The following is a 21,780-nucleotide window of genomic DNA, read 5'->3' as shown; positions in this document are numbered from 1 at the left end:
ATCTTTATATGTAGACATATACAAATCGTTGATAAGTCCGCACATTTAAGAAGTTCAAAAGGTTTGTGGGCTGAATAGCAATTCATGCAATCCTTTCTTTTTCCTAATGATTGGTATGGGGGTGTTTTGGGTAACAGAAGGGGCTTATGCACGATATACATCTGATACGCTCACTGTCTGACTAATAGTTTCACTCTATCAAAGCATAAACTCCAAATAAAAAACACTTCCTCAATAAAAGGGGGATGATTTTAAGATACCGTACATCAGAGTTGGTGTATATTAATGATTATCAATGAAAATACATAAAACTGTAATCTTACCATATATTTTTTTATCTTTGCGGTAAATAACTAATTGAATAAACTATGGAAGTCGCTTTGTCAATATTTAGTATCATTATATCAACCTTTATTGCATATCATATTTTCTTTCTTTCTAAACGATTGTCTATGCGAGATAAACTGGCTCACCAAAAAATAATTAATGAATATATATCCAGATTGAAGTCTGAAATATATAGTAAAAAACGCTGTAGTAGAGTTTATTTGGTAGATGCAGATGTTTATGAGAAATATTATCCTAACAATGATAATAAGTTTGGAAGATATTCACATATAAGAGGAGAAATAAAGGATGCATTTTTTAATGGAATAGAGATTATAACAGAAACAATTAATGTGGTACAAGATACAGAAGGAAAATACATTAGATGTTCAAATGAGGAACTAACAGAAAATAACAAAATGAAAGCTATTAAAGTTGGTATTATTCCATATGATTGGGTTATAGATATTAACTTAAAAGGAGATGATACAAATAGTTCTGCTCTAATATATTGCTATTTCAGGAAGAAATCCAACTGGAAATTTGAAAGAAGAGTGAAATTAAATAAAGAAGGGAATATGTATCGTACTAAATTATGCCTCTTATCACGAGAATGGCTACCTTTTAAAACTTATGAATATTATTTACTAAATCCTAACTTTCAAGAAAATATCAATTATCCCTGGGAAATATATTTATATCCAATAAAAGTCTATGATAAAAATAGGTAGGTTTATAAGATATTAGATAACAATTTCAGACATTAATAGGGCGTATCTAATATTCGCACACACCCTCACCATGACATTTAAAACATATCCCTCCCATATAATAATGGTATTGAGGCAAATAGCCAGTTCCTTGACAACGGTCACATACAGGCAAGGCAGAATAAATCAATTGCCTATCTAATGTGTACAATGGAGTACTTGTTTGTTGATGTCTTTTTTGATGGCAACGTGAACATAAGGTTACTAAAGCATTATTATCATACTCCCAAGGCTTTTTATCACGTATATAATATTGGTGATGAATATTTAATGGAATAAAATTGAAAACTGTCCCTTCACTGTAATAATGTAAATGAGAGAAAGAATAATGAAAATATTTATTCTCAAAGAATATATTTAGTTCTAGTATTTCAAGTTTTTCATTTTTGCAAGAATAGTTTATTGCTGCATAGTTCGTCTGCCCCATATCTTCTTTAAATAAAAAGGCAAACAATCTTCCCTTTTCAACTTTTCTATCTTTGTATGACAGATATCATTTATATTTATCTCTTTAAAATGGATATTTGAGACCTCATTATCTGCTGCAAAAAGAAATGGGGATTCAAATATAGAATGTGTATTGATTGTATAAATACATAATTTATTATTTAAAATTTTTATTTGCAAATGGACTGGAGATTTCATAGACTTACCAACCCAATTAATACCATTACAAAATGATTCCAAATTATCACCATTTAATAAGATATCTGGAAGTAGCTTATTTAAATCGCTAATTTTAGAAATAGGGAAAAATATATCATTGTTAATACCTCTGCATCCACAATCTTGACAAGTGTAATTATCTCTAGCCAATATCTCATAGCGTTTAACTTCCCATTCGTCTTTTTCTAATAATTCTTCATATTTCATCTTAGTGTGCAGATATATTAATCAAAAATTCCAAAAACGTTCATCTTGTTGGTCCATATCCAAACCATCATTATAATATTCCCAATTATACGAGTCCGTCGAATCATTGGACATACTTCCTCTAATTTCTTCATAATGTTCATCCTTCCAAAGATATTTAAAATTATTACAATATGAATACCAGAAAGTGTCATTTTTACTAAATATATGTTCCCAGTACTGCGTTATCAATATTTTATGTTCTTCACTTAATTCAAAATCTCTCCAATTTGAAAACTCACAATATAGCAACTCATATAGCTGTGAACCTGTCATTTTCACAATATCCTCTTGATGGATAGAATCTTCATTGAACTTTAATAAAGAACATTGGCATTGATATATCTCCTCTTCTTCTATATATGCTATTTTAAATCCGATAGCTATGTTATTATGTGGATTAGCAATTAAGTTAAATTGTGGTTTTAGCAATTCTTTTGAAATATCCCTTATACCAACTAAACCTTTTTTATTTAGAACAAAAAACAACCTATCGCTTATTGATTTTATGCTTATATATATCGGAGCAATAACTATTCGTTCATTGTTGAAAATAATCCCTGTCAATCGCACTATTGAACCATCGTCCATTGTAACTTTTTTATTTGAGCTATATTTTACAGCGAAGTCATTTATGGAAGAAGCTGAACGAACACTAATTCCTTTTATAATCTTATCATCTTTACTGTATTTTTTACCTTGGAACAATTTGGGACATTCTCCAATGAGCAACCCTTCACCTATAGGCAAATTATTCATTAAAAAATCAAATTCATATTCCGCTTCTTCACGAGTTTGCTCAATCAAATGCCTAGGAATTAGTGACTTTAGCTCTTTATCAACAATAATAGAACACATTTTATCACAATTCAATTCTTCTACTAATCTTTCATCATATTCAATGTCCCCCCAATAAGTTGTTTCCCAGTGTGACTTAATGGTAATTCCAAAATTGAAAATAAAATAATTTGTCCCGATTTGACAATTATTAAATCCACCTATAATCATATTACCTTGTAAATCATATAAATCATATATCCCATAGTATTTATCTTCCCAATCATTATATTCATCATCTCCTACAATAAAATAACCATTAATATAATGAATGGCATGATACTTTACGGGAATTACCTCCTTTCCCTGCCAATTATAACATCCCCAAATACCATTCCATGTGCAATTAGGTTTAGGTTCTTCTATAGCTCCCCAATTAACAAAAACATAGTCCCAGTTTCCACTTTGTTCTATTTTAGAATATATTGTAGGAATGACTTCTTGACCATTAAAATTAACTAATCCTTGACGGTGAGTATCTGCATCCTCAACAAGTATAGTCCCTCTGCATATCATATCATTCGAAACTATTTTGGGAAACTTTAATATTGGAATAGGATTACTATATTTTATTCGAAAGAGCTCCCTTCCTGATGCGTCTATCACTCCCCATCTATTGTCTAATAAAACACTATATCTATCATTTTCAAACTCTTCTCTGTTATCAAATCTATCATAAACAAAAGGTATAACAATCCAACCTTCTGCATTTACTACACCATATTTTTCGTCACGTTTACAAAGTAATCTGTCATTCTCTAAGAGAACAATTGGTATTTCAGACCATACGTCATAATTTCCACAGTCATAATCATCCACCATTATGTAATCATTATCACCTTCCTTTGCTGAATAAAAATTCATATCATCATGACCTTTAAATAAATGTTTGTATTCTAGTGCATGACAGTATTCTGAAAATAGAGGCTTATCCATAATTATTCTTTAATTCAATACGATGTACAAATATAATAAAAGATAAAAACAACAAATAGGATTTATACAGAATAAAAAACAAGGTTATTATAAATCAATGTATTGTAATTCTATTTGATATAATATTACTATTCTCTATACCGCCTTCCTGATTTAATATCCTCTCAAGTGTTAAAATTAGTTTCTTATTAAAAAAAGCCCCAAACCTGATTAATGGTCTGGAGCTTTATTCTTGTCCTGTTCTGTCATATTGGTAGATTCTTATTCAAAGGTAAATACCATCTTGCCAAGTTCATAGCCACTAACAGTTTTTCCATCTATCTTCCTGCTTGCCTTCTCCACATTGTAAAGAGTACAATTCTCTATCAGGGTAGCTTTGGGGGATAACTTGATTCCCAATCTGCCAAACTCATCCTTCAATTTGCTTTTCAAATCCTTATTGCTGATAAAGCCAGGCTGATATATAGCCAAGAAAACTTTATCAACTTGTTTCTTGTCCTCTACAGCTTTTAGCATCTTCTCCCTGTTCCATCTAAGAGTATTCATTTCAGATTCCTTCAAATATCTTTTGATTAGTGGAAATTCTGGATATTCCTGTTCATAAGATTCAGAAGGGGAATCCAGATAATCTTTTAGTAATTGCTCATAACTGACAGCCATAGCCTTTGCCAGTTTTATGTTGAAATCTTTCCATTTATTCTGGTTGGTAAGCTCAAATTTCTCTGATTGCATAAAACTGTCCCTGATGCTGATTCCATCCTTGTATGTCTTCCTTAGTGCCTGCTTATAAATGAAGGATTGTTTTTTCAGATTGTTATACACCATCTTGCCATTAATGATGGAGACTAGTTCAGTGTCTAGGTTCATCCTCTTAATATAGGTCTGTCTCTCTTCCTTATCCAGCTTGCTCCATCCGCTTAGCAACTTGTCAGCTTCCTTCTCTTTGTCCTGCATCAACATCTCAAACTCTTCATCGCTCATAACATTCTTATTGGTGGAGAACAGATGGACTATCACATTCCTAAAGATGTTCTGGTATTCGTCATTGATTCTGATTCTGCCTGCTATCTGTTCCATAGTAGTACTTATATCCACCAAAGTCTGTGTTCTGTATGCGTCACTGGCTACTATTATCAGCCCGTTATTGGTGAAAAGGTTGCATCCCTGAAAGCATTTCTTTGTAAAGAAATTAATCTTCTTATTGTGACTACTGACTGATTCAATCTGGTATTCGCCCAACAGTTTGTTATTTCTAATCCTGTCAGCACAACATATCTTCACATCATCTGGATTCAGTTTCAACGTATCTGCTATCTGCTTGATACTGGTCACAGAATTGATAAAAATATATAGTTCTTCCACTTTGCTGACATTGCCGTTTATGTCTGGGAGTGATATGCCTTCATCCAAAAATATCTGTATGAATCTAGCCAGTCCTTTGGTTAATTGCGTGACCTTGTATCTGATAGGGGTTATTTTCGTCACTCCATTCCATTGGACTTTGTAATGTGGAAGCTGTTTCAGGAAATCTATCTCAAAGTCAAGGTCAATTGGAGTGGCAGACAGAAAAGAATAATGCCTGAACTTCTGTATTTCTTCCATCAAGCCGTTAATTGCATCATATCTGAAATCCATGTCTTCCAAAATTAAATGGTATTCATCTACCAAGACTTTCCACCCTTCTGTACCGCTCAACCATCCAATTAATTTTGGCAGGCTGTCATAGGTCACGGCTATCTTATATGTGGTATTGTTTTTGATATATTTCCTGAACTGGTATTCTCTTATACCACCATAACATTTGAATACCTCATACCTGTTATTCTTATCTGCTGCTATGCTATCCACCAAATCCTTGAATGGGCATACGATAATATAGTTACTACTGCAATTTGCAGCCACATAAGTGCCACCTACATCTGTCTTTGTCTTGTTTACGATGCCAAAAGGAATACCATCTTTAAATCTTTCTAATTCGCCCAAATATCGGGCATTGCCACCATTAATGATTTCTTGTTTCATTGTGTTTAGATTAACTTAGATTTATAAAATTGTAATCTGTGTATTTGAAATATCTGACTTTAGATTAAGTTTAAGTAGGGTTATTTTTTTCTTCCTATATAGGGACGCTTTGAAGAAAAACTCGTCCATAAGAATAAAATAATAAGCGTATTACTACGCCTATTACTTTACCGCTGACTTAGCATAGTCAAGCAATCTAAATGTTATGTCTTGTATTATATCGTTTATGGCGGAAGCGTCTTTTAAAACTTTAGTTTAAAAGTTTTATGAAGAAAACACCTCTTATTATGTTAGCTTGGCGACAGGTTTGGAACTAAAAAATCATTCCTGTTCCTGTTTATGATGCGGTAGGTAGATTGTGTAGGTCTTGCCTTGAACCATTTTGCGCTTTTTGATGTATCGGTCAGTAGCCCAAAGTCCAATGTGCAGCCTTGTGTCCTTGATACCGTGCTCTAGTGCCACTTTACGAATGTCTGCGTAGGTCAGTTCTTTCATTTGAAGTAGATTTAGGTTTGTAGTGGTGAATCTGGGTGACGAGAAACTCGGTCATTTCTGACTTTCAATCACATTGCAAAGGTATAAAGTCCCGACCGCATCACCAAACGACAAGTCGAAATTGTGGAATATTTGAGTTGAGGATGCAATAAAGCAAAAATTCTCCCCTTAACCGTAGCTGTTCGGGGAGAATATGATGTTCAGGCTTACCAGAAGCCTTGATTTCCAAAAAAGCTTGTCAGCCCTGATTCCTTTTATCCAATAAGGCTGTAGTGATTTCTTTTATATTGGTGAATCTTTCCTTATCCAACAAGCCTATTTCCAAAGCCTTATTGATAAACTGCATAATTGCATCCTTACTGATACCAATCTTAACGCACTTGATAATCATTTCCCTAAAACAGTCATGTAGGTCTGACTGCTTCCCAACAGATAACTGTTTCACATATTGTTTTGCCACATCAGAATCAGAAGTGGAAGATAGGGAGAATTTTTCTATCTCGCTTATAAGGGACGTGATTTCATTGTCATAGCTACACAGCTTTCCATTCTTCAAATGACCTACCTGTGATTGTAGTTCAACAGCTTTATTGATTTTAGACGCAAAAAATTGAGTGTCTAGCAAAGTATCGAAGGTGATGTTATTAGTCGTATCGTTCGTAGGCTTTGTTTCATTGAGAGAATTTGTCTCCATCTTGCCCATATTAAAAATGCCATTATTTAAACTTTTGAAAGCATTAGAGACTTTCTTTGCTTTATCTTTACTGTTTAAATGAGAATAAACTTTGTCTATCATTTTTGTATCTTCATGTCCTGTCGCTATAATAACAGTTTCCTTGGGGATGCCTTTTCTACACAATATTGTGATAAAAGTATGCCTTGCTGTATGTGTATGCAGTAATTTATAAAGAGGTTGGGTTTGTTTAATCCCGTTTTCTTCATAAGTGATAGGCTCGTCTAATCCTGCTTGTTCTGCTACTTCTTTTAAGGCTTCATTGACAATGGACTTTCTTTCTTTATAATATAATAATTCTTTATTCTCATATTTAGATATAATTTCTTTGGCTAATGGCAATAGTGGAATTATAGCTCTGGCTTTTGTCTTTTGTTGTATAATAGAGATGGTTCCTGCTTCTTCGTCCATTTCATTATCTCCATTAAAGAATTTTTGCATATCTCCAATTCGTTGCCCAACTAAACATTGTAGTATGAATAAATCTCTGATTTCTGTGTATTTCTTTATTTGTCTTTCTGTTCCTGTGATGATATGCTTGTAGAATTTATTCAGTTGCTCTTCTGTTAATGAAACTTTTTTGTTGTCTGCTAATTCTTTGTTGGATTTATCTTTCACGAACTCAAAACTGTTTAAATTGCTGTCAGACCATTTGAAAGGAATATCCAGTCTTTTATCTGCTATCCCTAGTAAATTAAATATAGTTCCTTTAATTATGTTACGTAAAGTGTTATGAGGATGCAATGGGTTTTCTTTTATGATTTGCTTTTGGTAGCGATTGATAGTATCTAAATTCATGCTCTCCCATGTATTGGGAATTTCATTCTCTTTGAGAAAACGCTCGAATTTGTCTATGTTAGAACGATATTGTTTCTTACTGCTTTCTGCACAAGTCTTTGCTTCTATAATTTGTTTCATTATAAAAGTTGCGGGTTTCTGTAATTCTTTCTTCATCCTATCTTTATATATGTGTTGTTTTAATAGTTTCATACTTTCTCCAATCTCGTCCGGATGCATACAAAGATAATGCTTAAATTCGATGAAATATTCTTTTAGTTTTGTGATTTTCTTGTTCGCTATAGTGTTATTTATATTATCTAACTCTGATAGGCGTACGCTGATATATGCTTCTTGTCTTTTTTCATTCCAGTGGTCTGGATATATCTTTACCCCTGTAGATAGTTTAACTTGTTTGTTGTTTATTCTGCATACTAAATAGAGATTGGTTGGCTTCTCGCTACGTGGTTTTCTTAAATTGAAACGAGCTTGCATCTCATTAATAAAAATCTGCCTTTCCATAATCTTGTTCTTTAAAGTTGTTCTTTAATTCGGTTCTTTGAATGTGTTCTTTTAAGGCAATTCTTTCTGATAGGTATTAATTAGCCCCCCCTCATTAAATATTCTGGCGCACAGTTTGCGCATTTTGAATAAAAACCGTATATTTGCACGCAATAATTTTTAAACGCATAGCCCTATGTCATTTATTGCTGATAAGATTGTAATGGATGGGTTAACTTACGACGACGTATTGTTGATCCCCGCTTATTCTGAAGTTTTACCGCGCACTGTCGATCTCTCGACAAAGTTTTCAAAAAACATTGAGTTAAAAATACCTTTTGTGACGGCTGCCATGGATACGGTAACCGAAGCGAAAATGGCTATTGCCATTGCTCGTGAAGGTGGTATCGGTGTGATTCACAAAAATATGTCTATCGAAGAACAAGCAAGACAAGTTGCTATTGTAAAGCGTGCCGAGAATGGTATGATTTATGATCCTGTGACTATCAAGAGAGGTTCTACCGTTCGCGACGCTTTGGATATTATGGCTGAATATAAAATCGGTGGTATCCCTGTTGTGGATGATGAAGGTTATCTGGTAGGTATTGTTACTAACAGAGACTTGCGTTTTGAAAGAGATATGGCAAAACATATTGATCTTGTCATGACTCCTAAAGAAAGATTAGTAACTACCAACCAGTCTACTGACTTGGAATCTGCTGCACAGATTCTTCAGAAACATAAGATTGAGAAACTTCCGATTGTAGGAATGGACGGAAAGCTGATCGGTCTTGTTACTTATAAGGATATTACAAAAGCAAAAGATAAGCCGATGGCTTGCAAAGATGCCAAAGGACGTCTGCGTGTAGCTGCCGGTGTGGGTGTGACTGCCGATACACTGGAACGTATGCAGGCTTTGGTGGATGCAGGTGCGGATGCTATCGTTATTGATACGGCTCACGGACATTCTGCATTTGTTATCGAGAAACTGAAAGAAGCGAAGAAGCGCTTCCCGAATATTGATATTGTAGTAGGTAATATTGCTACCGGAGCAGCAGCGAAGGCGTTGGCGGAAGCAGGTGCGGATGCAGTGAAGGTAGGTATCGGACCGGGCTCTATCTGTACGACCCGTGTAGTTGCCGGTGTAGGTGTTCCCCAGTTGTCGGCTGTATATGAGGTAGCGAAAGCACTGAAAGGTACAGGCATTCCTTTGATTGCCGATGGTGGTTTGCGCTATTCGGGCGACGTGGTGAAGGCGTTGGCTGCCGGTGGATATTGCGTAATGATCGGATCGTTGGTTGCGGGAACTGAAGAGTCTCCGGGTGATACTATCATCTTCAATGGCCGTAAATTCAAGTCCTATCGTGGTATGGGGTCTTTGGAAGCGATGGAGAACGGCTCGAAAGACCGTTACTTCCAGAGTGGGACAGCGGACGTGAAGAAGCTCGTTCCGGAAGGAATCGCTGCACGTGTTCCTTACAAAGGTACGCTTTTCGAAGTGGTTTATCAGTTGACAGGCGGTCTGCGTGCAGGTATGGGATACTGTGGCGCTGCTAATATTGAGAAACTTCATGACGCGAAGTTTACCCGTATTACCAATGCCGGTGTGATGGAAAGCCATCCGCACGACGTGACGATTACCAGTGAATCGCCTAATTATAGCCGTCCGGAATAACAAATATAAACGGTGAACTGTTAACTAACGGTGAACGGTGAACAAGCTGTGCCAATCAGCGTATGTTTGCTGTTCACCGTTTGTTGTTTATTACTCGTTGGTTGGGATACTTGTTATTGTTGTTTGGAAAAATAAGAATAGATGATGAAAAGAAGTCTGTTGTCAGGGTGTGTCTGTCTCTTCGCAATCTTGGTCTTTGCTCAGGAAGACCCTGTATTGATGCGTGTCAACGGGAGAGATATATCCCGTTCGGAGTTTGAATATTCGTATCGTCATAATGCGGTTGGCGCAGATGCCAATCTTTCTCCAAAGGAGTATGCGGCACTTTTCGCTCAATCCATGCAAAAGGTAGAAGCGGCAAAAGCTGTCGGGCTCGATACGACTTCCGCTTTTCGTGAACAACAGAAAGCTGCCCGAACTAAGTTGACGGATGCTTATCTGATAGATAAGTCGGTGATGGATAGCTGTGTCCGTGCCCGATATCAGAAAATGGGACTGCAAGCACGTAGCGGACAAGTGCAAGTCATGCAGATTTTTAAATATCTGCCGCAAACGATTACTTCCCGGCACTTGGAAGAACAGAAGTCCCGCATGGATTCTATCTACTGGATGATACAGAATCAGCCCGGACTGGATTTCGCCCGTCTGGTAGAGAAGTATTCGGATGATAAGCAAAGCCGTTGGATAGAAAGTTTGCAGACAACTACCGAATTTGAGAATGTGGCTTTCGCTCTGTCGAAGGGTGAAATGTCCCAACCGTTCTTTACTCCTGCAGGAATCCATATCCTGAAAGTGATTGACCGGAAAGAGATGCCTGCCTATGAAGAAGTTGCCGATAGACTGACAGAACGTATGCGCCGCAGGGAGATACCGGATAAAGTTATCGGAAAAGTAGTGGAACGATTGAAAAAGGACTGGCAATATGCTCCGAATCAGGCGGGTATAGAAGAACTGTTATTGAAAGGCGGAACAGAACAGACTTTGTTTACCATTGACGGGCAACGTTATACGGGGAGTCTGTTCAAACGATTTGCCGCTTCGCATCCGCAGGCTGTAAAACGTCAACTCGATGAATTTATAGCCAAGTCATTGTTGGATTATGAAAGCAGGAATATGGATAAAAAGTATCCTGAAATCCGCTATGCTTTGCAGAAATCCGATGAAGAGTATCTCATAAAAGAGGTGACACGGCAAAAAGTAGACTTGCCCGCGATGAATGATCGTGCCGGGCTGGCAACTTATTTTAAGTTTCACTCATCGGATTATCGGTGGGATAGTCCGCGTTATAAAGGAGTCGTTCTTCATTGTGCCGACAAAAAGACCGCCAAGCAGGCGAAAAAAATATTGAAGAAACTGCCGGAAAATGAATGGGTGGATAAACTTCGGCAAGCTTTTAATGTGTCGGGGGTAGAAAAGATACAGATTGAGCAGGGAGTTTTTGCCGTCGGAGACAATAAATATGTAGATAAACTGGTTTTCAAGAAAGGTGGATTTGATCCTGTTGTGTCTTATCCTTTTACCATTGTGGCCGGTGGGAAACAGAAGGGGCCGGATGATTATCGGGAAGTGATAGAACAGGTGCGGAAGGATTATCGAACCTATCTCGACACGTACTGGACGCGGGAATTGAAGGAGTCCGGTAAGGTTGAAATAAACCAAGAGGTTTTAAAAACAGTTAATAATAACTGATGTAACCGATTATTCACTATCTTCGTACCTTAAATAAGTAGATTTCAATTGACAATGCGAATATTAGTCCTCTTACTGATTACCCTTCTTGGTTGTGGAGCGTGCAAGGAACAGCGCGACCACAAAGGAAAGACTCCTTTGGTAGAGGTGGACGGTAACTTTTTATATAAAGAAGATTTGATGTCCGTACTTCCCGTCGGACTGTCAAAAGACGATAGCATTCTCTTCGCCGAGCATTATATTCGTAGCTGGGCTGAAGAGATTTTATTGTATGAAAAGGCTGCAAACAATATTCCCGATAATGTGGATGTGGACAAACTGGTGGAGAATTACCGCAAAGCGTTGATTATGCATACTTATCAGCAGGAGTTGATTAACCAGAAATTGGCGAAAGACATTCCCGAACAGGAGATTGCGGAGTATTACGAGAAAAACAAGGAATTGTTTAAACTGGAAAGCCCGTTGATAAAAGGATTGTTTATTAAAGTGCCGCTGACGGCTCCCCAGTTGAATAATGTCCGCAGATGGTATAAGTCGGATAAACAGGATGCTGTGGAAAGTCTTGAGAAATATAGTTTGCAGAATGCGGTGAAATATGAATACTTCTATGACAAATGGGTGCCGGTGACAGATGTGCTGGACTTGATTCCGTTGAAAGTAGAAGCGCCGGAAGAATATGTGAACAAACACCGTCAGGTGGAATTGAAAGATACGGCATTTCATTATTTCCTGAATGTGAGCGATTATCGTGGAGCAGGGGAGGAAAAACCGTATGAGTTTGCCCGGGCGGAAGTGAAGGACTTGCTGGTCAATCAGAAACGGGTGAGTTTTATGGAACAAGTAAAGAGTGATCTGTATCAGCAGGCGGCAAGCAAGAAGAAGATTATATATAATTATTAAATACAAAGAATGAAGAAGTTTGTGAACTTTAGATTTGTTGTTACCCTTGTCCTGGCAGTTTTTGCTAACGTGGTAACTTATGCCCAGGACAACGTGGTTGATGAAGTAGTTTGGGTAGTAGGTGACGAAGCTATTTTAAAATCAGATGTAGAAGAGGCTCGTATGGACGCCTTGTATAATGGACGCAGATTCGACGGCGATCCATATTGTGTGATTCCCGAAGAAATCGCTGTTCAGAAGTTATTCCTGCATCAGGCAAAGTTGGATAGTATTGAGGTTTCCGAAGCGGAAATCATCCAGCGAGTAGATATGCTGACTAATATGTACATTCAGCAGATCGGTTCAAGAGAGAAAATGGAGGAGTATTTCAATAAGACTTCCGCTCAGATTCGTGAAACACTGCGTGATAATGCACGAGACGGATTGACAGTACAGAAGATGCAGCAGAAATTAGTCGGGGAAATCAAAGTAACTCCGGCAGAAGTACGCCGTTACTTCAAAGACCTTCCGCAGGATAGTATCCCTTACATTCCGACGCAGGTAGAAGTGCAGATTATCACGCTGCAACCTAAAATTCCTGTTGCAGAAATCGAAGATGTGAAGAAAAGGCTGCGCGACTATACGGATCGTGTGACAAAAGGAGAAATCGACTTCTCAACGTTGGCCCGTTTGTATTCCGAGGATAAGGCATCTGCCATAAAAGGCGGCGAATGCGGATTCATGGGACGTGGTATGATGGACCCTTCTTATGCGAATGTGGCATTCAGCTTGCAGGATCCGAAGAAAGTATCCAAGATTGTAGAGTCGGAATTCGGTTATCACATTATCCAGTTGATTGAAAAGCGTGGCGACCGCGTCAATACACGTCATATCCTGTTGCGTCCGAAAGTGTCGGAAAAAGAACTGACCGAAGCTTGTGCACGTCTGGACTCTATTGCAGATGATATCCGCGCTAATAAATTCACGTTCGACGAAGCGGCTGCCGTTATCTCACAAGATAAGGATACCCGCAACAACCACGGTATCATGGTGAACATCAACGAGAACTCCGGTGTCACGACTTCTAAGTTCCAGATGCAGGATCTTCCGCAGGATGTAGCTAAGGTGGTAGACAAGATGAACGTAGGCGAAATTTCAAAAGCCTTTACAATGATAAACGAGAAGGACGGAAAAGAAGTATGTGCTATCGTAAAGTTGAAAGCGAAAATCAACGGTCATAAAGCTACCATCGCAGAAGACTATCAAGACTTGAAAGAGATCGTGATGGATAAACGCCGTGAAGAGATGTTGCAGAAGTGGATTCTGAACAAGCAGAAAAACACATATGTACGCATCAACGAAAACTGGCAGAAGTGTGACTTCAAGTACCCGGGTTGGGTGAAGAAGGATTGATGTTTAACAGCTTGACTTTATATGCTGAAACAAAATAAGAAAGATAAACAACAAGACAGGCATAGATGGCTCCTTATAGGCTTTCTATGCCTGTTTGGTGTATGTCTTGTAGCGCAAGTAAGGCCTACGGGACAGAAACCTGCAACTAATAAGGGGACTTCAACGAAGCCGGCTGCGGATACGTCTAAAACGGCTCGGCCGCCACAGAAGCAGCCGGAGAATAAAAAGACGAAGGTTTATTTGCTCCATGCCGACGAAGGTCAGGCGGACAAGCTGGCCCGCCCTGATGTGCAAGTGCTGATTGGTAACGTGAAGATGCGCCATGACAGTATGTATATGTACTGTGACAGTGCCTTGATTTTCGAGAAAACCAACTCGGTGGAGGCTTTCAGTAATGTACGTATGGAGCAGGGAGACACCTTATTTATATATGGTGATTACCTTTACTATGACGGAATGACGCAGATTGCGCAGCTCCGTGAAAACGTGAAGATGATTAACCGCAATACGACCCTGCTGACAGACAGCTTGAACTACGACCGTCTCTATGATCTCGGGTATTACTTTGAAGGGGGAACCTTGATGGATGAAGAGAACGTGCTGACTTCCGACTGGGGCGAATACAGCCCTGCCACGAAACAGTCAGTGTTCAACCACGATGTGAAACTCGTGAATCCCAAGTTTGTGCTGACTTCCGATACATTAAGGTATAATACGGAGAACAAAATAGCCGTTATCCTCGGTCCTTCGAACATTGTGAGTGATAATAACCACATCTACTCCGAACGTGGATTCTATAACACGTTGACCGAGCAAGCCGAACTGCTCGACCGTTCCATTCTGACCAACCAGGGAAAGAAACTGGTGGGCGACAGTCTGTTCTACGACCGTGTCGTCGGTTATGGTGAGGCGTTCGATAATGTGAAGATGACGGATACTATCAATAAGAATATGCTGACGGGCGATTACTGCTTCTATAATGAATTGACGGATTCTGCCTTTGCCACCAAGCGGGCGGTTGCCATTGATTATTCGCAGGGGGATAGTCTCTTTATGCATGGGGATACCTTGCAGGTGGTATCTTACAATCTGAATACCGACTCTTTGTTCCGTTTGATGAAGGCGTATCATAAAGTGCGTATGTACCGTACCGATGTGCAGGGAGTATGCGACTCGCTGGTGTATAACTCGAAGGACTCCTGCATGACCATGTATACCGACCCGATTCTTTGGAATGACGGCCAGCAGCTACTGGGCGAGCAGATTAAGATTTATATGAATGACAGTACCATTGACTGGGCGCATATCATCAACCAGGCTTTGACGGTGGAAATGAAAGACTCCATCCATTATAACCAAGTGTCCGGCAAGGAGATGAAAGCCTATTTCATAGATGGCGATATGCGGCATATCGAGGTGGTTGGTAATGTACAGACTGCTTTTTATCCCGAAGAGAAGGACAGCACGATGACCGGATTCAATTGTCTGGAAGGCAGTGTGCTTCATCTTTACATGAAAGACAAGAAGATGGAGAAGGGACTGTTTATCGGCAAGTCCAACGGAACGATGTATCCGATGGATCAAATACCGCCCGACAAACTGCGTCTGCCTACTTTTGCCTGGTTCGACTATGTCCGTCCGCTGAATAAGGATGATATATTCAACTGGCGGAGCAAGCGGGAAGGGGAAACTCTGAAACCGACTACCGACCGGCGACCAAAAACAGAAAAGCGAAACTTAATTAATATGAAGTAGTATGGGAATGTTTAATTCGATGAGGAAACCTCGTGGCTTTAATCATCAATACATTTACGTGGATGAGCGCAAGGAAAAGCTCGCCAAGATGGAAGAGAACGCAAAACGCGACTTGGGCATGCTGCCGGAGAAAGAATTTAATCCGGAGGATATTCGTGGTAAGTTTATCGAAGGAACTACTCACCTGAAAAGAAGAAAAGCAAGTGGCCGCAAACCGGTCTCTTTCGGAATCATATTGGTTATCATTGCTTTCCTTTTGTATTTGTGGCATTATTTGGCAACGGGAAGCTGGAACTTTTAATTTTAACTGAATTATGAGCGATATTATTCATTTGTTACCTGATTCGGTAGCTAACCAGATTGCTGCCGGCGAAGTGATACAACGTCCGGCATCTGTTATCAAGGAGCTAGTGGAGAATGCGATTGATGCAGATGCGCAAAATATACATGTATTGGTGACTGATGCGGGGAAGACCAGCATTCAGGTTATCGATGATGGAAAGGGAATGTCCGAAACGGACGCCCGTCTTTCCTTCGAGCGTCATGCTACTTCCAAGATACGTGAAGCTGCCGATTTGTTTGCTCTGCGCACGATGGGATTTCGTGGAGAAGCCTTGGCTTCCATTGCCGCAGTGGCTCAGGTAGAACTGAAGACACGCCCGGAATCGGAGGAATTGGGAACGAAGCTGGTGATAGCAGGCTCTACGGTAGAGAGCCAGGAAGCTGTTTCCTGTTCAAAAGGAAGCAACTTCTCCGTAAAGAACCTGTTCTTTAATGTGCCCGCCCGTCGTAAATTCCTGAAAGCGAACTCAACCGAACTGAGTAATATCCTTGCTGAATTTGAACGTATCGCTCTTGTTCATCCGGAAGTCGCCTTTTCACTTTATAGCAATGATTCGGAACTTTTCAATCTTCCGGTATCTCCATTGCGTCAGCGCATTATGGCTATTTTCGGTAAAAAGCTCAATCAGCAGTTGCTTAATATAGAAGTGAACACTACCATGGTGAAAATCTCCGGATACGTAGCCAAACCGGAAACAGCCCGTAAGAAAGGCGCTCACCAGTATTTCTTCGTCAACGGGCGTTATATGCGCCATCCTTACTTCCATAAGGCAGTGATGGAGGCCTATGAACAGTTGATTCCCACCGGCGAGCAGATTTCCTACTTTATCTATTTTGAAGTAGATCCGGCCAATATCGATGTGAATATTCACCCGACCAAGACCGAAATCAAGTTTGAGAATGAACAGGCCATCTGGCAGATACTTTCGGCATCGGTGAAAGAGTCGTTGGGTAAGTTCAGTGCTATCCCTTCCATTGATTTTGATACGGAAGATATGCCCGATATTCCGGCATTTGAACAGAAGACAACTTCCGAGCCTCCTAGAGTGCATTATAACTCGGATTATAATCCGTTCAAAGTTCCGACAGGCGGTAGCGGCGGTTCGTATAGCCGTTCAAAGGTGGAATGGGAGGATTTGTATGGCGGTCTGACGAAAGCCAGCAAGATGAATAATCCGATGCCGGAGCCTGAAATGGAATGGGAAGACTCTGTTGTCAGCGAAGAAACGTCCGTTATAGAAGAAAAAATGGAGACAATGCCTTCTATGGCTTCTTCTACTTTATATGCCAGCGAACCTGTGATAGAAAAAGGAAACCAGCATTTGCAGTTCAAGGGACGGTTTATTCTGACTTCCGTAAAATCCGGGTTGATGCTTATCGACCAGCACCGGGCACATATACGGGTGCTTTTCGACCGGTATATGGTTCAGATTCAGCAGAAGCAAGGTGTGTCGCAAGGTGTTCTTTTCCCCGAAATATTGCAATTGCCCGCTTCGGAAGCTGCCGTGTTGCAAAGTATTATGGATGATTTGTCGGCAGTAGGTTTCGATTTGAGCAATCTGGGCGGCGGAAGTTATGCCATCAATGGCATTCCGTCCGGTATCGAAGGGCTGAATCCGGTCGAACTGGTGCGTAATATGCTACATACGGCAATGGAAAAAGGGAACGATGTCAAGGAAGAAATACAGAATATACTGGCACTGACATTGGCACGTGCGGCAGCAATCGTTTACGGACAAGTGCTGAGCAACGAAGAAATGGTCAGTCTTGTTGATAATCTTTTCGCTTGTCCCTCACCGAATTACACTCCGGACGGGAAGGTTGTATTGACGACAATCAAAGAAGAAGATATCGAACGTTTATTCAAATAAAGCAAATAATTTCATCTTTTCCTAAAACCTTTTAGTTCAGTTCGTGTTATTTAATTAGTTCAACAATGAAAAAGATTTAAATAACCACTTAACTATTAGGTATATGAAAAAGATTCTGATGTTGCTGGCTTTTGCCGGCGTTGCGTCTGTCGCTTCTGCGCAGCAGACTATGACGGTAACTGAATACGAAGTGATTCAGGTACAAGATAAATATCAAGTAATAACCAACCCGTTCTGGAGCAACTGGTTCTTCTCTGTAGGGGGCGGTGCTCAGGTGCTGTATGGCAATAATGACCATATCGGCAAATTCAGAGACCGTGTTGCTCCTACATTCAACGTGTCTGTCGGCAAATGGCTAACTCCGGGCTTCGGACTGCGTATGCAGTACAGTGGTCTGCAAGCTAAAGGATTCACGATGAATGAAACTGCTGACTATGTAGTCGGTGGTCCGAGAGAAGACGGTTCTTACAAACAGAGATGGGATTACATGAATCTTCATGGTGATTTGATGATTAACCTGAACGCGCTTTTCGGTGGATACAATCCGAACCGTGTATATGAAATCATCCCTTATATCGGTGCCGGTTGGGCTCATTCTTACTCTCGTCCTCACACTGATGCCGCTACTTTCAATGCAGGTATCATCAACCGTTTCCGCTTGTCGAACGCTGTTGACTTGAACCTTGAATTGAGCGCAACAGGTCTGGAAGGTAAGTTTGACGGCGAACATGGTGGCAAACGTGATTATGACGGTATCCTCGGTGCAACTGTCGGTGTAACTTATTATTTCCCGACCCGCGGATTCCAACGTCCTGTACCGCAGATTATCTCTGAACTCGAACTGAACCAGATGCGTAACCAGATGAATGCAATGGCAGCCGCCAATATGCAGTTGCAACAGCAGTTGGCTGATGCAAAACAGCCGGTTGAAGTAGAAGAAGAAACAGTAGTTATCACAGATCCTAATATCGCTCCGCGTACCGTATTCTTCAAGATTGGTTCTGACAAACTGTCTCCGCAGGAAGAGATGAACTTGTCTTATCTTGCCAGCCGCATTAAAGAATTCCCCGGCACTACCTATACCATCAACGGATATGCAGACTCTGCAACAGGTACTCCGGCTTTCAACCAGAAGTTGAGCTTGGAACGTGCACAGGTTGTTAAAGACCTGCTGGTAAAGAAGTATGGAATTCCTGCCGATAACTTGAAAGTTGCTGCCGGTGGTGGCGTCGATAAGTTCGGTCAACCGATTCTGAACCGTGTTGTACTGGTAGAAACAGCAAAATAATAAAGTGATTTCAGCATTCAGCGATTCTCTATAATCGCTTGCTGTAAAGGAAAAGCGGCTGAAAGCGAACCCTAAATGGATGGTTCTCGCTTTCAGCCGTAATGCTGATGGATAAGCCGTTTTGGAGTGGCTGAAACGACTGGAAGCGAAAGCCGAAAGTACGGTATCGCAAGCTGCCGAATATGTTTCTTTTGCGCTCTCATCTTATCGATGATTTAAGGAGAGCAGATGTATTGGCTGGCAGGTATCATCCGGATTATTTTTCCATCTTCTTCGAAACTGTCAGCTTGGCTAGTGGTGACGATAATGCCTTCTGATAGGTTAAATGCTTTCATGGCTTCCAGTAATCCGTTATATTCACGCTTGAAGTTTTGAACGGTTATTTGATGGCAGACTTGGATGGCGCGGATTACTTTACCTTTTTCGATAATGACAAAATCACATTCGCCTTTGTCTTTATAGTAGCAAATATTTTTTGATGTCCTGCGCAGGTGCAGGAAAATAAGATTCTCCAATTTATGTCCGGTTGCATCTGAAAAATTGGCGGAGGCTTCGTTTACTAATCCTAAGTCCATGGCATACACTTTCTTGGGGTTTCGTGACTGCACTTTCAGCGAGTAGCTGAATATGGGGACGAACTCCAACAAACGATTTCGTAGTTTATCAGCAAACGATTTCGTTTGCTGCTGGCAAATGAATGATGGTTCTGTTTAGAGTGAACCGAGGAAAATCATTCTAATATGTCTCTCCCAACTCCCTAAACATCTCTTCCAGTTGAATACATTTCACGTTATATTGCATACATACATCTGGAAGTTTGATTTCTCCCGGACTGTTGGGAGCTGACCTCTCCATAGAAACAATTGTCCATTCTGCCGGATTGACAGAAGCGAAAGAAGCTAAATAAATATCAGCTTTATCCATGCGGAGGAACTTTGTTTTAGCTTTGGGAATATAAAACGTATTTGTAGTAGCCCACTGGACTATTGCCGTCAGCTTTTGAACTGACATGGCATTGTCGAATTTTACAAAGAATGAGTCACTGAGACTTGTCTCCATCCAGTTTTTCAGTTCATCACTATTGTTATAAAGTTCATCTTGTACTTTATCAATGCTGCATATTTTACCATTTTCAGCTAAGGTTCTGAGTTTACTCCAAAAGCTCACTCCCACATCTGTAGGACAGAACGAGCGGTGAGGAGTTACGAAGCAGTTGGAATCTATTATATATTTCATAGTCAAATAAAAAATGGAGATTTTATAATTTTGTGGAATGTGTCGCCTTTTAATCCGGTAAGCCGATAAGCATCCATGTGTAATAGCATATTTCTATTCAGTGCGTTATTGACATGAATAAGAAATGTACGGCTATTCTTTTTTATTGCGGATGGGTAGAAATTGCCACCTTTATTGTTCTCTATGTGTGCTATCGGTTCTTTTACCCAAGAATTGTATAACTGAAAAAATCTGGAACTACTAATCAATCCTAATTCCATAGCTCTTCTTGCTATAACAAAGCGACTGACTTTGAAACGTTTTGATAAAGTTGCATAATCTTCTCCGAGATTAATCCAGACTTCTTTGAATAATAATTCCGGTACTAAGAAATTGGCGGCAATTTTATCACAGAATTTCTCTGTTTCAGAAGAATGTTCTATATCAATTTCACCAACTCCGGCGCTATATCCCGTTAGGATATGGGCAAACTCATGTATCAACGTAAACATTTGGGCTACTTTAGCATCCTTGCTGTTCACGAAGATGAATGGGGCATAATCATCTATTAGCGTGAAGCCACGACAAACTTTTACCGGAATGGGACGAGAATTATTAAATCCAACGACACTGTTGTAACTAATGATTACGCCTTTGTCTTCCATCCTTTTGGTGATATATTTTAAGGCATCATCAATATTCTTATACTCAAAAGCCCAATTATGAGGAAGCTGTAATATGTCCCTTATCTTGTCGCATACTTCCTGAATACTATTTTCCGAAGTGAAAATGCCTACGTAATTTACCTTGCCAAAATCCATCTTGCGTAGGTAATTGGAAAGCCAGTCTTGTCGTTCCTGCATTTCTATTATCGTGTCATAGACGTTTATATCGTGAGAACGATCATCTATATTACGGAAAAATGGGATTGGACAAACTTCTTGAGGAGGCTCATTGAGGAACATATATCCCAAAGGAACATAGAATTTTCGAGCAAACTGTTCTATACTTTTAAAAGTCGGTAATTTTGTACCATCTAACCATTGCTGAAATGTAGGGTTTTCAGCTACATATTCATCAACTGTTTTTCCTATTCGTTCAACAGCCCAAATAAGAATGTTTTGATTAATATGTATCCTGGTTACGCTCATAATGTATTTTTGTTGGTTTGTCACTACAAAAGTAACATTTATCTTTCACTTTTGATGGATAAATTAGAAAAATGTAGTTTGTTTGAGATTTATATTTGCTCATCATACTAAATAGAAGAAATAAAACTTTTGGTTCTTCGTCAAATTTGGTGGTAATCTCTTTTTTATTTCGATGGTTTTCCTCTTCTTCTT

The 21,780-nt window shown here is 39.5% G+C and carries 18 protein-coding genes; 9 read left to right on the top strand and 9 right to left on the bottom strand.

All coding sequences use genetic code 11. The features are described from left to right. Positions 1-368: 368 nt before the first annotated feature. On the top strand, positions 369-1,058 hold the full coding sequence (locus RDN93_RS18265; RefSeq protein ID WP_073347618.1) for a hypothetical protein: 690 nt from the start codon (positions 369-371) through the stop codon (positions 1,056-1,058). Positions 1,059-1,496: 438 nt separating this feature from the next. Here RDN93_RS18265 and RDN93_RS18260 read toward each other — a convergent pair whose 3' ends face one another. The 5 genes from RDN93_RS18260 to RDN93_RS18240 form a co-directional block, all read right to left on the bottom strand. Continuing rightward, a complete protein-coding gene (locus RDN93_RS18260) occupies positions 1,497-1,970 on the bottom strand; it encodes a hypothetical protein (protein WP_308746816.1) in 474 nt (157 codons plus the stop codon). 21 nt (positions 1,971-1,991) lie between these two features. Next, on the bottom strand, positions 1,992-3,782 hold the full coding sequence (locus RDN93_RS18255; RefSeq protein WP_270602716.1) for a WG repeat-containing protein: 1,791 nt from the start codon (positions 3,780-3,782) through the stop codon (positions 1,992-1,994). 261 nt (positions 3,783-4,043) lie between these two features. Next, positions 4,044-5,804, bottom strand: a complete 1,761-nt coding sequence (locus tag RDN93_RS18250) for a DEAD/DEAH box helicase family protein (protein WP_308746815.1) — start codon at positions 5,802-5,804, stop codon at positions 4,044-4,046. 321 nt (positions 5,805-6,125) lie between these two features. Further along, positions 6,126-6,299 (bottom strand): hypothetical protein, encoded by a 174-nt coding sequence (locus RDN93_RS18245; RefSeq protein WP_004321017.1) that lies wholly within the window; start codon positions 6,297-6,299, stop codon positions 6,126-6,128. Positions 6,300-6,537: 238 nt separating this feature from the next. Then, the gene (locus RDN93_RS18240; RefSeq protein ID WP_308746814.1) at positions 6,538-8,331 is read right to left on the bottom strand and encodes a site-specific integrase; all 1,794 of its coding nucleotides are present in this window, start codon (positions 8,329-8,331) and stop codon (positions 6,538-6,540) included. A 175-nt stretch (positions 8,332-8,506) separates the two neighbouring features. On the opposite strand from RDN93_RS18240, the gene guaB reads away from it, so the two are divergent. From guaB to RDN93_RS18200, 8 genes are all read left to right on the top strand, one after another. Then, positions 8,507-9,985, top strand: a complete 1,479-nt coding sequence (gene guaB / locus RDN93_RS18235) for an IMP dehydrogenase (RefSeq protein ID WP_308746813.1) — start codon at positions 8,507-8,509, stop codon at positions 9,983-9,985. 144 nt (positions 9,986-10,129) lie between these two features. Beyond that, positions 10,130-11,674 carry a peptidylprolyl isomerase gene (locus RDN93_RS18230; RefSeq protein WP_308746818.1) on the top strand — a complete coding sequence of 515 codons (1,545 nt, stop codon included), beginning with the start codon at positions 10,130-10,132 and terminating at the stop codon, positions 11,672-11,674. Between the two features lie 54 nt (positions 11,675-11,728). Continuing rightward, positions 11,729-12,574 carry a peptidyl-prolyl cis-trans isomerase gene (locus tag RDN93_RS18225; protein WP_308746812.1) on the top strand — a complete coding sequence of 282 codons (846 nt, stop codon included), beginning with the start codon at positions 11,729-11,731 and terminating at the stop codon, positions 12,572-12,574. A 9-nt stretch (positions 12,575-12,583) separates the two neighbouring features. After that, a complete protein-coding gene (locus tag RDN93_RS18220) occupies positions 12,584-13,966 on the top strand; it encodes a peptidylprolyl isomerase (protein ID WP_308746811.1) in 1,383 nt (460 codons plus the stop codon). A gap of 21 nt (positions 13,967-13,987) precedes the next feature. Then, positions 13,988-15,721 (top strand): OstA-like protein, encoded by a 1,734-nt coding sequence (locus tag RDN93_RS18215; protein ID WP_308746810.1) that lies wholly within the window; start codon positions 13,988-13,990, stop codon positions 15,719-15,721. 1 nt (position 15,722) lies between these two features. Next, positions 15,723-16,022: a hypothetical protein gene (locus RDN93_RS18210; RefSeq protein WP_308746809.1), complete on the top strand. Its 300-nt coding sequence runs from the start codon at positions 15,723-15,725 to the stop codon at positions 16,020-16,022. Between the two features lie 13 nt (positions 16,023-16,035). Then, positions 16,036-17,934, top strand: a complete 1,899-nt coding sequence (gene mutL, locus RDN93_RS18205) for a DNA mismatch repair endonuclease MutL (protein WP_308746808.1) — start codon at positions 16,036-16,038, stop codon at positions 17,932-17,934. Positions 17,935-18,037: 103 nt separating this feature from the next. Continuing rightward, positions 18,038-19,222 (top strand): OmpA family protein, encoded by a 1,185-nt coding sequence (locus tag RDN93_RS18200; RefSeq protein ID WP_308746807.1) that lies wholly within the window; start codon positions 18,038-18,040, stop codon positions 19,220-19,222. 215 nt (positions 19,223-19,437) lie between these two features. Here the strand turns inward: RDN93_RS18200 and RDN93_RS18195 are convergent, their stop codons facing one another. From RDN93_RS18195 to RDN93_RS18180, 4 genes are all read right to left on the bottom strand, one after another. Further along, positions 19,438-19,869, bottom strand: a complete 432-nt coding sequence (locus RDN93_RS18195; RefSeq protein WP_374047426.1) for a DUF4143 domain-containing protein — start codon at positions 19,867-19,869, stop codon at positions 19,438-19,440. 88 nt (positions 19,870-19,957) lie between these two features. Next, a complete protein-coding gene (locus RDN93_RS18190; protein WP_308746806.1) occupies positions 19,958-20,458 on the bottom strand; it encodes a DUF4411 family protein in 501 nt (166 codons plus the stop codon). 2 nt (positions 20,459-20,460) lie between these two features. Further along, complete coding sequence (locus RDN93_RS18185; protein ID WP_308746805.1) at positions 20,461-21,588, bottom strand: ImmA/IrrE family metallo-endopeptidase; 1,128 nt, start codon at positions 21,586-21,588, stop codon at positions 20,461-20,463. Next, positions 21,563-21,780 (bottom strand): hypothetical protein (locus tag RDN93_RS18180; RefSeq protein WP_308746804.1); only part of this gene is annotated, 218 nt, incomplete at its 5' end. The genes RDN93_RS18180 and RDN93_RS18185, both read right to left, overlap by 26 nt.

The sequence above is a fragment of the uncultured Bacteroides sp. genome, assembly GCF_902491285.1.
Classification (GTDB): domain Bacteria; phylum Bacteroidota; class Bacteroidia; order Bacteroidales; family Bacteroidaceae; genus Bacteroides.
This window is presented reverse-complemented; position numbering and strand designations above follow the sequence as displayed.

Coding starts and splice junctions, on each gene's coding strand:
- RDN93_RS18250 (WP_308746815.1), bottom strand. CDS start 5,804: ATGAAACAAGAAATCATTAATGGTGGCAATGCCCGATATTTGGGCGAA.
- RDN93_RS18255 (WP_270602716.1), bottom strand. CDS start 3,782: ATGGATAAGCCTCTATTTTCAGAATACTGTCATGCACTAGAATACAAA.
- RDN93_RS18185 (WP_308746805.1), bottom strand. CDS start 21,588: ATGAGCGTAACCAGGATACATATTAATCAAAACATTCTTATTTGGGCT.
- RDN93_RS18225 (WP_308746812.1), top strand. CDS start 11,729: ATGCGAATATTAGTCCTCTTACTGATTACCCTTCTTGGTTGTGGAGCG.
- RDN93_RS18215 (WP_308746810.1), top strand. CDS start 13,988: ATGCTGAAACAAAATAAGAAAGATAAACAACAAGACAGGCATAGATGG.
- RDN93_RS18260 (WP_308746816.1), bottom strand. CDS start 1,970: ATGAAATATGAAGAATTATTAGAAAAAGACGAATGGGAAGTTAAACGC.
- RDN93_RS18220 (WP_308746811.1), top strand. CDS start 12,584: ATGAAGAAGTTTGTGAACTTTAGATTTGTTGTTACCCTTGTCCTGGCA.
- RDN93_RS18265 (WP_073347618.1), top strand. CDS start 369: ATGGAAGTCGCTTTGTCAATATTTAGTATCATTATATCAACCTTTATT.
- RDN93_RS18245 (WP_004321017.1), bottom strand. CDS start 6,299: ATGAAAGAACTGACCTACGCAGACATTCGTAAAGTGGCACTAGAGCAC.
- RDN93_RS18200 (WP_308746807.1), top strand. CDS start 18,038: ATGAAAAAGATTCTGATGTTGCTGGCTTTTGCCGGCGTTGCGTCTGTC.
- RDN93_RS18240 (WP_308746814.1), bottom strand. CDS start 8,331: ATGGAAAGGCAGATTTTTATTAATGAGATGCAAGCTCGTTTCAATTTA.
- RDN93_RS18190 (WP_308746806.1), bottom strand. CDS start 20,458: ATGAAATATATAATAGATTCCAACTGCTTCGTAACTCCTCACCGCTCG.
- mutL (WP_308746808.1), top strand. CDS start 16,036: ATGAGCGATATTATTCATTTGTTACCTGATTCGGTAGCTAACCAGATT.
- guaB (WP_308746813.1), top strand. CDS start 8,507: ATGTCATTTATTGCTGATAAGATTGTAATGGATGGGTTAACTTACGAC.
- RDN93_RS18230 (WP_308746818.1), top strand. CDS start 10,130: ATGAAAAGAAGTCTGTTGTCAGGGTGTGTCTGTCTCTTCGCAATCTTG.
- RDN93_RS18210 (WP_308746809.1), top strand. CDS start 15,723: ATGGGAATGTTTAATTCGATGAGGAAACCTCGTGGCTTTAATCATCAA.